The following is a 13684-nucleotide window of genomic DNA, read 5'->3' on the forward strand; positions in this document are numbered from 1 at the left end:
AGCCATCGGCATTGCAGCCGATCGATATGCGTCAGCTTGGCGAGGCACGCCGGGAAGCGTCGAATCGGGGTGTTCCAGTCATGGCGGTTCTGGAAGAAGCTTGCAGCTATGCACCAGGCCAGTTCGTTACGGAGCTTGGCAGGCTGCTCAGGATGCCCGTGTTGACAATGGAGGATCTGCGGACATGTGATCCCGTATTCGAGATGCTGTCTTTTAACGAAGCGGTCACGCAGGAGTGCGCGTTGTTCCGGCGGGAAGAAAAATACCTTCTTGCTGTCGGTAATCCATTTTCGCCCAATCTGAGAGCATGGGCAGAAGAATGTATCGATGTCGCAGCCACGTGGCATCTGGTGCATCCCGTCGATCTGGCCGCTTTTTTTGCGCAACAGGAAAAAACGATGCGCGCGATGGATAGCGTGCTTTCCGCGGCAGAGCGCAGTGCGATACAAGTGGGAGAGGAAGATCTTTCGCTCAAGACGATTAACGAGGGTACCAGTCCGGTAGTGCGGCTGGTTCACTCCACGTTATATGACGCTCATAAATCGCAGGCAAGCGATATTCATCTCGAAATGGGGATGGGTACCCTGTCGATCAAATACCGGATCGATGGCGTACTGACGCTGATCGGCGTGATGCAGGGCATGGAGCTGGCGGAACAGGTGATTTCCCGCATCAAGGTAATGTCCGATCTGGATATTGCCGAGCGTCGCGTACCGCAGGATGGCCGCTTTAAAATTTCCATCCAGGGACGGGAGATTGATTTTCGTGTATCGATCATGCCGAGTATTTTCGGTGAGGATGCCGTGCTGCGTATCCTTGACCGGCAGGCCCTTGCCGATCATGTTGAGGGGTTGACACTCGATCATCTTGGTTTCGACCAGGACACGATGGCGAGTTTGCGTCGCCTCAGCGCCGAGCCCTACGGCATGTTATTGGTGACCGGTCCCACCGGAAGCGGCAAAACGACGACGCTTTATGCCGCAATTTCGGAAGTCAATGATGGTCAGGACAAAATCATCACAATAGAGGATCCCATCGAGTACCAGTTGCCGGGTGTGCTGCAGATACCGGTCAACGAAAAAAAGGGATTGACCTTCGTACGTGGCTTGCGCTCGATCCTGCGCCACGATCCGGACAAGATCATGATCGGCGAAATCCGCGATCCCGAAACGGCGCAGATCGCAATACAGGCCGCGTTGACGGGGCATCTGGTGTTTACCACGGTCCATGCCAATAGCGTATTCGACGTAATCGGGCGTTTTGCGCACATGGGCGTGGATCCCTACAGTTTTGTTTCCGCCCTGAACGGAATCGCCGCGCAAAGGCTGGTTCGCCTGCTTTGCACGCATTGCGCGGTGGAAGAGCGCCCGGACGAGCGGTTGATTGCCGAGTCGGGCATTGATCGCGCTGGCGCGGGCACCTTCCGGTTTCGTACGGGTAAAGGGTGCGGCCAGTGCCGCGGCAGTGGATACCGCGGACGCAATGCAATCGCGGAGATGCTGGTGCTGAATGATGAAATCCGCGAACTTATCGTAGCGCGGGAACCCATACGCCGGATAAAAGAGGCCGCGAAGCGAAGCGGTACCCGTTTCCTGCGTGAAGCCGCGCTGGCGATGGTAATGAAGGGGCAAACGAGTTTACAGGAGGCCAATCGTGTCACCATTGTTGCGTGATCGGATACAGGTTTTTTTTGCCCCCGATCGGATCGACCTGGTGCGATCCTTCCGCGGAATAAAGCCGAAGGAGGACCTCAGGCTCGTGGCGCCTTGCGAGCGCGAGCCGGGCTTGCCTGCCTGGGAACCGCCTCTCGGGCAATTGGAGCAGATGATCGAAGATGCTGCCGGCGTAGACATGAGCATCACGATTTCCAACGATCTTGTGCGATACGCCGTGGTATCGGCGCAGACGCAAATTGCGAGCCCCGGTGAACTGTATGCATACGCGGCTTTTCACATGCGCGAGGTGTACGGGGAGCGCGCAGCGACATGGGCGCTCAGCATCAGTGCCTGGGATCCGTGTGGCGGGGCCGTCTGTGCCGCGATCGAGCGCAATCTGCTCGAACGTTTGGGGGACATCGCCATCCGGCGCAAGGTAAGGTTGAAAAGTATAAAGCCTTATCTGACGAGCGCATTCGATCGATGGCGTAAACGGTTTGACGGATCCCAGGTGTGGTTTGCCCTGATCGAAACCGGGCGTCTTTGTGTTGTCTTGCTGTCGAATGGCGCCTGGCACCGCATAAGCAACCGGAGGATGCTGCATCGCCCCGAAGACGAACTGCTTGCGGCACTGGATCAGGAAGCACTCCTTTTTTCGCGACAGAAAGAAGAGGTCGAATCGGTCTATCTGTTTGCACCGGAGCATCCCGAAATGAGACTGCCGAGCGACTGCGGCTGGCAAGTTGTCCCCTTGCTGACGGAGGGTAAGCCTGCGCCACTGCATTACCCGTCTGCCCTGGTTTTCGGCAGGGGAAGCTGATGCGCAGCTTGAATCTGAATTTCCCGGATGGCGGACAGGAAGCTCGCAGCGCCGGATTTATCGTGTTGATACTGGGCATAGCCGCTTTGACAGGTGTGCTTTATCAGTTCAAAGCGGCCATGGAAGAGGTGGCCTACTGGGATTTGCGCATTGCGGGGATGGATCGCCGGACGCAACGAAAAACGCTGCCGCAGGGTACATCCACACCCGGAGGCCGGGAAATAAAACAGGAAATAAAAAGAGCCAACGCAGTGTTGAGTGAGATTGATTTGCCCTGGGAGGCTCTCTTTGATTCTGTCGAATACGCAACCAATCACGACGTGGCTCTGCTGTCATTCCAGCCGGATGCCTCCGGCCACACGATGCTGATTGGCGGCGAAGCAAAAAATATGCTTGCGCTGCTCGATTTTGTCGGCGCCCTGGAGCGTGAACCGGTCCTCAAGGATGCGTATCTGCTCAAGTATGAAATCAAGCGGGAAGATCCGCAGCAGCCGGTTATTTTTTCCCTTATGGCATCATGGATCGAGATCTCCTGAGGAATACCTTGCTGCGAGCGCGCTGGCAGACGGCGCGACTCGGTACACCCGGAAAAATAGGTTTCGGATTGATGATCTTTTCGGTCGTTTTTTTTATTGTGGCAGTGTTGCCGCGCCGTGCGGAATCGAGCGCACTGATGGGCAAAGCCGAAGCGATGAAAGTGCTTATGCAAACAAAACCTGCAATGACACCAGGCAGGAAAATACAAGGCGACGAGGCGCTGCAGGCTTTCTACGCTTTTTTTCCACATATCGATTCGTCGCCATTCTGGATCAAGGAGCTGGTGCAGGTTGCAGGGCAGCACAATGTAGAGGTCAACGGGAGCGACTATCGCATGGTCCGTGAAAAAAACTGGAAGCTCGCACGTTATGAAATGGCATTGCCCATCCGTGGCAAATATTCCCAGGTACGTGGCTTTGTTGCCGATGCCTTACGTGCCGTGCCTGCAATGGCCCTGGTGGATATCGCCATCAAACGTGAAGGTGTGGAATCCGAATTGCTCGAAGCAAGTCTCAAATTCAACCTCTATCTGAGCGAAGACAAGAGATGAAAGGAGCCGTGCAAGGACGCACATTGTGGCTGGGCGGCGCGTTGTTGGCGGCGCTCCTTTCCGCCCAATGGGTGAGCGGAGAAGACGGTCACTCGGACACGGCCCAACCTGCGTCCGGAGAATCCCGCCAGAGTGCGGTACAAGACGGCGCTTCCGTGGATCGCATGGATTCAGGGCCATCCACATCCGAAGAAAGTACCCTCCAGGGGGGAGTGCTCACGAAAGATGAATCCGGTCAATTGGAACTCGAGCGGCTGAAACGTAGAAAATTCGGTGTACAGGCAGGTGACATTTTCTCCCGTAAATCGTGGATACCGCCGCCGCCAGCCATGAAACCTCAACCGCCGTCGCCGCCACCCCTATCGTTCAAATATCTCGGTAAGGTTACGGAGGGAGATGAAACGCGAGTGTTTCTTTCTCTTTCCGAACGTAATTATGTGGTCAAGGCCGGGGAAAACATCAACGATCGATATCGGGTGGAAGAAGTTGGCGATCACGCGATCATCCTGACTTATCTACCCCTTAACATAAGGCAGACTCTTGTCACCACCAGTGGAACGGCAGGAAATTTTCAATGAGAGCGGTTGGATGCATCATGATGACCGTGCTGATGTTGGCCGGGCTTGCCGGATGCGCTTCGGACAAGGCGTTCGAGGAAGGAAAACGACTTATTGCGGAGGGCAAGATGACACCAGGCCTGACAAGTCTGGAACAGGCCGCGCGCGAGGAGCCGGACAACCTCGAGATCCGGGCGGTGCTGGCGCGCCAGCGTGAGGCGGTAGCCGGACGTCTGTTGACAGACGCCGACAATGCCAGATTGTCAGGCAAACTGGATGCCGCCCAGCAGGGATACCATGGCGTGCTTGGGATAAACCCTCGAAACGAGCGTGCACAGGCAGGCCTGGCCGCGCTGGACGTGGAGCGCCGCCATGCAGCCAAAATCAAGCACGTCGAAACGTTGCTGGCGCACAACAATTTGTCCGGGGCCGAAACCGAGATTCAATCGGTACTCCAGGAAAACCCCATGCAGCGAGATGCCCGTCGGCTCATGAAGCAAATCACCGAGGAACTGGCGGGAGAAAAAACAGAGACGGTATTAAAGACCGACTTCAAACAGTCGCTGACCCTGGAATTTCGTGATACTCACCTGAAATCCGTCTTTGAAATCATTGCCCGCACCGCAGGGATCAACTTCGTTTTCGACAAGGACATCAAACAGGACACGAAAATCACGATTCTGATCCGTAACAGTAATATCAACGATGTACTCAAGCTGTTACTCATGACGAATCAACTCGCTTACAAGGTGCTTAACGAAAACTCTTTGCTGATTTATCCCAATACGGCGGCCAAGCAGAAGGAATATCAGGAGTTGATGGTGCGCGGGTTCTATGTGGCAAATACCGATGTGAAGCAGATTGTTGCCATGGTCAAGGGGTTGGTCAAAACAAAAGATATTTACGTGGACGAGAAGTTGAATCTTTTTGTGATGAAAGATACGCCAGAGGCAATCCGTCTGGTCGAACGGCTGGTTGCGTTGAACGATCTGGCCGATCCCGAAGTCATGCTGGAAGTCGAAGTGCTTGAAATCGCCCGTAATCTCTTGCTCAATCTTGGCCTGCGCTATCCCGATTCAATCAACGTCAGCATGCTCAATGCAGCCGGCGCCGCCGCCGGCCTTCCGAATCCCATCCCGCCTTTCCAGATCAACAGCGGCGGGATCAATGGCAATGGGTTCAGTGTCGACGGATTGACCGCGGTGATTACCAACCCGGCAGTTTTGATTAATCTCAAGCAACAGGACGGGATTGTCAACGTGCTTGCCAATCCACGTATCAGGGTGAAGAATCGTCAGAAAGCGAAGATTCTCATTGGCGATAAAGTGCCGGTGGTTACCACGACTGCTACCGCCAACGTCGGTGTTGCGTCATCGGTGAGTTACCTCGACGTCGGGCTCAAGCTGGATGTCGAGCCTATCGTGGCGTTAGGGGACGAGGTGTCGATCAACGTCAGCCTCGAAGTAAGCAATATCGTCAAGGAAGTGCCGGTGACCGGCGGTGGGCTTGCCTATCAGGTAGGCACACGCACCGCGACCACGACGCTGGCGTTGAAGGATGGGGAGACACAGATTCTGGCAGGCCTGATCAATGACTCCGAACGCACCACTTTCGACAAGATACCGGGGCTGGGTGATTTGCCATGGGTCGGCAGGTTGTTTTCGAGCCAGAACCATACTCGCAACAAGACAGAAATCGCCTTGCTCATTACACCGCGCATTGTGCGCAATATTGCACGCCCATCGAGACCGGATAGTCAACTTTCATTTGGTACTGAGAACGCCGCAGGAATGTTTCCGGTCACCATTGCCAAGATGGCGCCAAGATCGCTTGCGATGTCGTCTTCTTCCTCAGCGGCTGTAATTGCCAGACCCGTTGTCCGGCCTGAAGAGCCATCCGATGAGCCCAAGGCGGAGCCTGCCCGTTCCGCTGCACAGACTGCACCACCACCAGTCCTTACCCTGATGGCACCCACGGAGGCATCCCCCGGCAAGGAATTTACGGTAAATATAAGCCTTGCGGGTGGCGAAAACATGCCAGCTGCGGAACTGGAACTTAATTACGATGCGAGTGTGCTCGAAGCGCTGGATGAAGGGGCAAAAACGGGGGCGCGGCTGTTGCAGCTGAGTAAGAGCGAGGGTGCTGCGGTAACTGCCGAGGTGCGGTTCAAGGTTATCGCGGTGGAATCAGGCTCAACCCGGATCACTGTCCAGAATCTTTCATTGCCGGGTGAAAGCGAAATGGCGGCACAGGTTACCCTGCCGCCCGCAGCGAACATCGATATCCGGTGAGGCATGGCAAACGGCAGCTTGACAGCGAATCCGTCATCCAGCCAGGGTTTCACGCTGGTTGAACTGATGATCGTCATGGCGGTCATGGCGGTGCTGGTTTCCGCGGCTATGCCCTTATACGAACTCACCTCGCAGCGCGACAAGGAAAAAGAACTGCGAACAGGGCTGAGGCAAATACGGGAAGCCATCGATGCATACAAACGGGCGGTAAACGATGGACGTATTGCCCGGAATGCTGACGAATCCGGTTATCCACCCAAATTGGAGGATCTCGTCGCGGGGGTGCCTGATGCGAAGGATCCGGAAAAGCGCAAAATCTATTTTTTACGCCGATTGCCGCGCGATCCCATGGCCACCGATTCCGGACTTACCGACGCCGGCACCTGGGGTAAGCGTGCCTATGGAAGTCCACCGGATAATCCTCAGGAAGGAGACGACGTTTTCGATGTGTACTCACGTTCGCAACAGGTTGGTTTGAACGGCATTTCCTATGACGCATGGTGAATTATGCAGAGAATACGGCCGACGCAGAAAACAAAAGCCAACGCGATGCTACCGATCAACCGGAGTTGCTCCGGTTTTACCCTCGTCGAATTACTGGTAGTGATGGCGATTATCGCCACTTTGCTCAGCATCGTGGCGCCAAAATATTTTAATTCACTCCATCGATCCAAAGAAACGGTATTACGACAGGATCTGAACATCATGCGTGATGCCATCGACAAATTCCATGCCGATACTGGCAGCTATCCCGGCGCGCTGGTTGAACTGGTGGAGAAACGATACTTGCGCAACATTCCGGTGGATCCGCTGACGGAGAGTGCGGAAACCTGGATCGTGGTTTCCCCTCCCGGTGATCTCGATGGGGTTTATGACGTGCGCAGCGGTTCGCCTGAACAGGCAAACGATGGAATCTCTTATGAGGCGTGGTAAGCGGGAGTGAGACATGCGCGGGGAAAGCGGTTTTACCTACATCTGGATGCTATTCGCGGTCGCATTGACCGGCATCGTGGTGGCCGGCGCAGGCCAGATATGGCAAACCGAAGCACGACGGGAAAAAGAAGTGGAGCTCATGTTCGTCGGCGAACAATTCAGGCTGGCGATAGGGTCGTACTACGAGAGTTCACCGGGGATGCCCAAGCGTTACCCTGATTCTCTGGAGAAATTGCTCGCGGACGATCGCTTCCCGATAATCAAACGGCATTTACGCAAAATCTTTTTCGATCCTGTGACGGGCGTTGCCCAATGGGGGCTGATCAGGCAGCCAGGCATGGGAATTATCGGCGTGCACAGTCTCTCGATCCGGAAGCCACTCAAGCGAGCTAATTTTCAGGAACGCTATGCCGCTTTCGCGGAAGCGGTAAGTTATCAGGATTGGAAGTTCATTTATTTGCCAGGAGAAGCCGGCGGATCCTCACCGCAACCGGAATCACAATCACAGCCCCAGGCAGACCCACCATCACAGCCCCATCCTCAGCCGTGGAACGAACCAGGGCGAGACCTTCAACCCCGGGCGCAGCCGGAACAACCGCCATTCCCGGTTTCTCCCGATCCATCGGCTGAAGCCGATCCCGTTTTTCAGCCACCAGGTTTCCCTTCCGGAAACGCACAGTACTAGTCATGGGCTGTGATGCCGTCGGGCAATGCCATGAAATTGACGACGATTCCCGCCAACGATATTCCGTATCGCGCAAAAAATGACATCGTCACAGCATGTCGCCTGTGCAAGCAGGCGGGCATGATCCTTCTGCCCAGCATCATGTTCATCTATTTGACACGCTTCCTTAATTATCCCGTCATGCAACATGCTGAGAATGAGCGGGCTGCCGAGGTTGAACAAGAACAGCGGTGCCAATATCGTCGCAGGGCATGCGGCACAAATAAAAATCAAGGCACGGGAGCCGGTATATGAGGAGCATTACGCTGACAGAGAGAGAAACGGAATACCTGTTTCGGATTATTGATTCATCGACAGCTATTTCCTTGCGTCATCAATTTTTCCTGTGGGCCCAAGGCGAGGTGCAAAGTCTTTTGCCGCATGGCATGCTCATATGCATATTCGATGAAGGATCCGGCCAGTCGGTCAGCATGGAAAAATTCAGCCGTACCAGCATAAACGATGCCACGTTTTCCGAGCTTTGCCGGCCGGATGGCGGTGTCATGACCCGAGTCATGTCGGCATGGGCCGCAGGCAAAAACCAGCCATTCCTGTTGTGTCCACAAAACCCGAACGGCATTGCATACAAGCATTTCGCAAACGATCTCAAGCGTGACAATCTGGAACGCATCGCAGCGCACGGCATGTTCGATGTCAATGGCCGGGTTCGGAGTCTGTTCGCCTTTACGCAAATTTCCTGTGCATTAACCGAGCGTCACGCCTATTTTCTCGAACTGCTGATGCCTCATATGCATATAGCGCTGGTACGCATGCTGTTCCACGAGCGCGATTGCAAGCACGGCGTTACGGTGGAAAAAAGCAGGAAGCTCATCACGGACCGGGAGACGGAAATCCTGCGCTATGTGCAAATGGGCAAGAACAATCTCGAAATTTCGCATTTGCTCGATATCAGTCCGCTTACCGTTAAAAACCATGTTCAAAAAATTTTGCGCAAGTTAAATGTCAATAACCGGGCTCATGCGGTAGCCAAGGCAATGGCGTTGAAGCTCACGCTTTAAACGGCACGTTCGCAGGGGTGCCGCAGCTTCCTTCCCTGCCTCTCTTCCTCAGCGCACCAAGTTCCGGTTCCTGCCGCATAGTCCGAACGCTTCATGAAAAGCCCGGGCGAGCTACCTATCTACCGTCATATGGCATCTCTAGCATTGGGAGCGGCATGACCAGGTATTGACGACGTTTTAAGCGTGGGTGCCGCGCACAGAAAAAATGGACAAAAGTACTACGAAAACCACGGGATCGCTTCACGCGCGCTTCACGATGGCTGCATATAGTGGCAAGGGTTCGGTAACAGGCGCAAGCGCTTGAGCCGTTCAGGAACAAAGCCAAACCTGTCGCGAGGCGGGGACGGAAAGCTGCGGGTCTACGCACAAGCGGAGGCAGCCGGGTTGCTCCTATAGGTTGATCTGAATGTTTGCAACATTAACTATTTAGGGAGTATTCGGTAATGAAAATGAATTTCAAGCTTGGCGCACTCGCAGCCGCCATCATCATGGGAGCCTCGGCGCCGGCCTTTGCCTTCATGGAGAGCGGCGCTAGCGGCAATGGCGAATTGCTGCTCAACGTGCGCTACTACGGCGGCACATCCGCTACCTCCGGCGGCGACGACGTTTCCGCCTTGTTCGATCTCGGCATGCGGATGGACGATATGATCGCCGCCAATGGCCAGGCCGGCTTTAGCAAGGCCTGGGATCTTACCACCGGCGCCTACGGCGCTTCCTGGAACCAGTTGTTGAGTTTCGTTGGTCCCGCCAACGTAAGTCGTATCGAATTCAGCGTCATCGCTCTGGATTTCAGCACCGTCGGTAGCAAACATTTTCTGAGCACCATGAATGTCGAGAAAATTCCAAGTCTGACGAACGCCAACCTGCGTGGGTTTGAGAAAATGGGACTGTATATCGATGCCAACAATAGCCGTGGCACCCACGCCACCGATGCCAATGGCGCCAGTGTCGCAATGCCGACCGATCAACCCGATACTTTCTTCGGTGCTATCGGAGGGTCGACGCAAGGTGACAACTGGGTGGCAAAAACTACGGTCGATACGACCCAGTCGCTGGGTACGGAACAGAATTTCTGGTTTCTGACCGAGAAGCCAGGTAGTGCCTTCAACCAGGTTGTGTCGACACCTTTCGGCGTGGACCTGAATAACGACGGCGTTATCGGTACGGGCGAGTTCAGCAAATTTACCCTGAACGAAGCCGGAGTCCTCGGTTTCACGGCGGTAAGCGCCGTGCCTGAAGCGGATACTTGGGCCATGCTGCTGGCAGGTCTCGGAATGCTCGGCATGATGGTTCGTCGCCGCACCGGCGTCTAGGATTTTCTTTGCCTGCCCATGTCCCCGTCGGGGAATCGGAAAGACACAGGCTTATTGACTGTACCAATCAGTTTAAAAGGATATCAAGATGAAAATGAATCTGAGCAAGATCGCTGTGGCTGTGGCCGCGCTTGGCGCCGCCCAGGCCGCGTTCGCATTGACCCCCGCCCAGGTCAACGCAGGCCCCACCACCTACGTGTGGCTGTCCGGCGCGTCGGCCCCCACCAATGCCGTGTTCCGTAGCGTGATGGCGCTTTGCAATGGCTTGGCCGGCAACGGCGGCGCCAACGACGCACATATGTACCTGGAAGGCGCGGGCACCGAGCCCGGCAAGAGCAGCGGCGACCGGGTCGCCTATGCCTGCACCATGAGTTCAGCCGCGGGTTCGCTGGCGGGGAAGAAAGTGGTGGTGTATCACACCGTGGAAGGCGGTTCCTTCAACGCCTACGCTCCGCACCTGAGCATGGCGGGTGAGCCGAATCCCCATGGTTATCTGCCGGGCAACCTCAAGCGTGTGAATGATTTGAAATCCCTGGGTGCGGGTGGCAAATGTGCGGCCGGTACCCCTGCAATCACAAATGTCACGCTCAACGGAGTGGCTTACCCCATCGGGCGCTACAACAGCTGTAGCGACACTATCACCAAAACCTTTACTGCTTCGCTCAAAGGCGATGCGGCGGGCAAGCCTGGGGAGAGTTACCCCGACGGCGGCTTTTCGGATACCGAGTATCTGATCAACCGGCAAAATCTCGATATCGGGCTTGATCTGGGCGCAATCGGCGGTGAAGTGGCCACGAACGTCGGCCAGGCTTTTGGCGTGGCGGTGAGCTATCCGCTGTACCACCAGTTGCAGAAGAACGATGTCGCCAGCGGTATACTGGCTTCGACGTGTGACGACGGGTCGCCCACCGCCCCCATTCTCACGCCTGCCTCCTGCCAGCCCAGTCTTCCAGCCCAGCGCTATACTGCCGTTGCCAACAGGGATACGGTTGAAAACGTGGATGGCAGCCTGTTTGGTGGACCCGCGGGTTCCATAGTCAATCTTGTCCGGCGTGTTCCCACTTCCGGCACTCAATCCGCTTCGAACATGCGTTTCCTGGCCAAGCCCTGCTCCACCGGATTGTCTGGAGGCTCATTGGAACCCGCTCGGGCGACGGGTAGCACACCGACGGTAGTGATAACCGAGCAATCCAGTACCGGCGGCGTGAAGAGTGCATTGAATACGGCAACCGGCGCGGGCCAATTCGCCCTGGGCGTGGTATCCGCGGAAAATACCCCGGCACCCACCGCGACGGCCGACCGCTGGGCCTTCGTCAAGCTGGATCGCGTGTCGCCCAACTCCGATGCCCAACAGCGCGCGGAAGCGATGGATGGCTCTTACTCCTTCTGGTATGAGCTGGCGGCATTTACGGCCGGAGGTTCGGTCAGCCCTGCCAGCGCTGCGGGTACGGACCTGATCGCCGCAGCCGCCGCCACCCTGGGGGAAAGTGATCTGAAGGGTATCTTCGCCACGCCGGCCGCCGGTTCAAGCGGCCCCACTTCCAAGGGCGCGCGTCTCGGCAACTCCTGCCAGCCTGCAATCCAGTAGGCATCGCGCTCTAAAGGCGGTGCAACGCTGCCGATAAGTTGTTCGGGACAACCCATTCCGGGTTGTCCCATTTGCATTTATGTAAAAAGCGGTTTGAGCCGGGCTTGTGAATATCGATCGAATGTGGCGAACAGTTAATAAAGTATTGCGAGTGTGCTGCCTGTTTTGTCTTGCCGGATGGATGCAGGCATCCCATGCGCAGGATGCGCAATTCGATGTGTTCGAATACCGGGTCGAAGGCGCGACATTGCTGCCTGTCACGGTGGTGGAACAGGCGGTTTATTCTTACCTGGGTGAAAATAAAACGCTGGCGGATGTGGAACAGGCGCGCGATGCGCTGGAACGCGCCTATCACGACGCGGGTTATCTGACGGTGCTGGTCAGCATCCCTCAGCAAAAGGTAGAGGACGCAGTGGTCAGGCTGGCAGTAACCGAGGCGCCGGTGAGACGTATGCGCGTGGTCGATTCGCGCTATTTCAGCCCGGCCGATATCAAGGCCGCGGTGCCTGAGCTGGCCGAGGGGAATGTGCCAAACTTCAAGGAAATGCAGAAACAGCTTGCTGGCTTGAATCGCTCGGCCGATCGCAGAATCACGCCGGTGTTAAGGGCCGGCAAAACACCCGGCACCGTGGAAGTCGATCTGAAGGTGAAGGATCAGTTGCCGCTGCATGGCAGCGTGGAACTGAATAGCCGGCAGATCCCGAATACGACGCTGACACGGCTCAGCGCGAACCTGAGTTGGGACAACCTGTGGCACAGACAGCATAGCCTGGGGTTGACCGGGCTCATTACGCCGGAGAACCCGGACCAGAGCAAGGTATTTTCCGCCAATTATACGCTGCCGCTGGAATCCGGCGGGTTTCTCGCCCTGTATGGCATCTATTCCGCATCCACCGTCGCCTCGCTGGGTACGCTCAATGTGCTTGGGAATGGCATGATATTCGGGGGGCGCTACATCCTGCCGCTGCCGGGCGGCGCGAAATTCTTCCATACCGCAACGCTTGGGATGGACTACAAGGATTTTACCCAGAAAATCAATCTCATTGACGGTGGCAACTTCAATACGCCGATCACTTACACGCCTTTCACCGTGGGCTGGGATGGCACCTGGATGGGAGAGGGGCGTACTACCAAACTGGGGCTGTCGTTGAATTTCCACGTGCGCGGACTGGTAGGAAGCGAAACGGAATTCGCCAACAAACGCTTCAAGGCGCATTCGAACTACTTATTTTTGCGTGGTAATTTTTTGCATACCGAAACCATGCGCCAGGGCTGGGGCGTGACCGGCCGGGCGACCTGGCAGATTGCGGCGCAACCGCTTATTAATAACGAGCAAACCATCGTGGGCGGGATAAGCACGGTGCGTGGCTACTATGAAGTTGCCGCATTGGGCGACGATAGCGCGACCGGGCAACTGGAAGTTTTTACGCCCGACTACGCCAGTTATCTGCTGGAGGCGCTGAATGAGTTTCGCCTGCTGGCTTTTATCGACGGTGGAACCGTGCGTGTGCAGCAGCCATTGCCGGGACAGAAGGACCGGTTCGATCTGGCGGGCACCGGGATGGGTCTACGGATCAGAGGCTGGGACAGCGTATCGGCCGACTTTAGCTGGGCCGTCGCGCTGGAAGAAGCCGGCCGAACGAAAGCGGGAGATAAACGCGTGCATTTTCTGGTCCGGCACGCATGGTGAAGCATGA

14 protein-coding genes and 1 riboswitch are annotated in these 13684 nt (G+C 56.0%); all 14 genes read left to right on the forward strand.

Annotated elements, in window-relative coordinates; genetic code table 11:
- Nucleotides 1-26: 26 nt before the first annotated feature.
- The gene (locus KJS40_RS01010; protein WP_213539655.1) at nucleotides 27-1673 is read left to right on the forward strand and encodes a GspE/PulE family protein; all 1647 of its coding nucleotides are present in this window, start codon (nucleotides 27-29) and stop codon (nucleotides 1671-1673) included.
- A complete protein-coding gene (locus KJS40_RS01015) occupies nucleotides 1654-2475 on the forward strand; it encodes a hypothetical protein (protein ID WP_244859638.1) in 822 nt (273 codons plus the stop codon). Before KJS40_RS01010 ends, KJS40_RS01015 begins: the two co-directional genes overlap by 20 nt.
- Entirely contained in the window at nucleotides 2475-3011 is a 537-nt protein-coding gene (locus tag KJS40_RS01020; protein WP_213538723.1) for a fimbrial assembly protein, read from the forward strand. The genes KJS40_RS01015 and KJS40_RS01020 overlap by 1 nt, the downstream gene beginning before the upstream one ends.
- Nucleotides 2993-3562 (forward strand): hypothetical protein, encoded by a 570-nt coding sequence (locus tag KJS40_RS01025; protein ID WP_213538724.1) that lies wholly within the window; start codon nucleotides 2993-2995, stop codon nucleotides 3560-3562. The genes KJS40_RS01020 and KJS40_RS01025 overlap by 19 nt, the downstream gene beginning before the upstream one ends.
- A gap of 8 nt (nucleotides 3563-3570) precedes the next feature.
- Nucleotides 3571-4140 carry a secretion system X translation initiation factor gene (locus tag KJS40_RS01030; protein WP_244859639.1) on the forward strand — a complete coding sequence of 190 codons (570 nt, stop codon included), beginning with the start codon at nucleotides 3571-3573 and terminating at the stop codon, nucleotides 4138-4140.
- Nucleotides 4137-6410, forward strand: a complete 2274-nt coding sequence (locus KJS40_RS01035) for a secretin and TonB N-terminal domain-containing protein (protein WP_213538726.1) — start codon at nucleotides 4137-4139, stop codon at nucleotides 6408-6410. Before KJS40_RS01030 ends, KJS40_RS01035 begins: the two co-directional genes overlap by 4 nt.
- 3 nt (nucleotides 6411-6413) lie before the next feature.
- Nucleotides 6414-6914, forward strand: coding sequence for a type II secretion system protein (locus KJS40_RS01040; protein ID WP_213538727.1), 501 nt, complete (start codon nucleotides 6414-6416; stop codon nucleotides 6912-6914).
- Between the two features lie 45 nt (nucleotides 6915-6959).
- Nucleotides 6960-7343: a prepilin-type N-terminal cleavage/methylation domain-containing protein gene (locus tag KJS40_RS01045; RefSeq protein WP_213539657.1), complete on the forward strand. Its 384-nt coding sequence runs from the start codon at nucleotides 6960-6962 to the stop codon at nucleotides 7341-7343.
- 13 nt (nucleotides 7344-7356) lie between these two features.
- Nucleotides 7357-8028 (forward strand): type II secretion system protein, encoded by a 672-nt coding sequence (locus KJS40_RS01050; protein WP_244859640.1) that lies wholly within the window; start codon nucleotides 7357-7359, stop codon nucleotides 8026-8028.
- 30 nt (nucleotides 8029-8058) lie between these two features.
- Entirely contained in the window at nucleotides 8059-8322 is a 264-nt protein-coding gene (locus KJS40_RS01055; RefSeq protein ID WP_213538728.1) for a hypothetical protein, read from the forward strand.
- Nucleotides 8319-9086, forward strand: coding sequence for an XrtB/PEP-CTERM-associated transcriptional regulator EpsA (gene epsA, locus KJS40_RS01060; protein WP_107730194.1), 768 nt, complete (start codon nucleotides 8319-8321; stop codon nucleotides 9084-9086). Before KJS40_RS01055 ends, epsA begins: the two co-directional genes overlap by 4 nt.
- 310 nt (nucleotides 9087-9396) lie before the next feature.
- Nucleotides 9397-9478, forward strand: a riboswitch (cyclic di-GMP riboswitch).
- Between the two features lie 51 nt (nucleotides 9479-9529).
- The gene (locus KJS40_RS01065; protein ID WP_213538729.1) at nucleotides 9530-10399 is read left to right on the forward strand and encodes a PEP-CTERM sorting domain-containing protein; all 870 of its coding nucleotides are present in this window, start codon (nucleotides 9530-9532) and stop codon (nucleotides 10397-10399) included.
- A gap of 88 nt (nucleotides 10400-10487) precedes the next feature.
- Nucleotides 10488-11987 carry a hypothetical protein gene (locus KJS40_RS01070; RefSeq protein WP_213538730.1) on the forward strand — a complete coding sequence of 500 codons (1500 nt, stop codon included), beginning with the start codon at nucleotides 10488-10490 and terminating at the stop codon, nucleotides 11985-11987.
- A gap of 106 nt (nucleotides 11988-12093) precedes the next feature.
- Nucleotides 12094-13677, forward strand: coding sequence for a POTRA domain-containing protein (locus KJS40_RS01075; protein ID WP_244859641.1), 1584 nt, complete (start codon nucleotides 12094-12096; stop codon nucleotides 13675-13677).
- Nucleotides 13678-13684: the final 7 nt, after the last annotated feature.

This window comes from Nitrosospira sp. NRS527, assembly GCF_018406445.1.
Lineage (GTDB): Bacteria > Pseudomonadota > Gammaproteobacteria > Burkholderiales > Nitrosomonadaceae > Nitrosospira > Nitrosospira briensis.

Excerpts from the sequence above, each read along its gene's own strand:
- KJS40_RS01045 (WP_213539657.1), top strand. The coding sequence starts at position 6,960 with ATGCTACCGATCAACCGGAGTTGCTCCGGTTTTACCCTCGTCGAATTA.
- epsA (WP_107730194.1), top strand. The coding sequence starts at position 8,319 with ATGAGGAGCATTACGCTGACAGAGAGAGAAACGGAATACCTGTTTCGG.
- KJS40_RS01035 (WP_213538726.1), top strand. The coding sequence starts at position 4,137 with ATGAGAGCGGTTGGATGCATCATGATGACCGTGCTGATGTTGGCCGGG.
- KJS40_RS01040 (WP_213538727.1), top strand. The coding sequence starts at position 6,414 with ATGGCAAACGGCAGCTTGACAGCGAATCCGTCATCCAGCCAGGGTTTC.
- KJS40_RS01055 (WP_213538728.1), top strand. The coding sequence starts at position 8,059 with ATGAAATTGACGACGATTCCCGCCAACGATATTCCGTATCGCGCAAAA.
- KJS40_RS01065 (WP_213538729.1), top strand. The coding sequence starts at position 9,530 with ATGAAAATGAATTTCAAGCTTGGCGCACTCGCAGCCGCCATCATCATG.
- KJS40_RS01010 (WP_213539655.1), top strand. The coding sequence starts at position 27 with ATGCGTCAGCTTGGCGAGGCACGCCGGGAAGCGTCGAATCGGGGTGTT.
- KJS40_RS01020 (WP_213538723.1), top strand. The coding sequence starts at position 2,475 with ATGCGCAGCTTGAATCTGAATTTCCCGGATGGCGGACAGGAAGCTCGC.
- KJS40_RS01025 (WP_213538724.1), top strand. The coding sequence starts at position 2,993 with ATGGATCGAGATCTCCTGAGGAATACCTTGCTGCGAGCGCGCTGGCAG.
- KJS40_RS01070 (WP_213538730.1), top strand. The coding sequence starts at position 10,488 with ATGAAAATGAATCTGAGCAAGATCGCTGTGGCTGTGGCCGCGCTTGGC.
- KJS40_RS01050 (WP_244859640.1), top strand. The coding sequence starts at position 7,357 with ATGCGCGGGGAAAGCGGTTTTACCTACATCTGGATGCTATTCGCGGTC.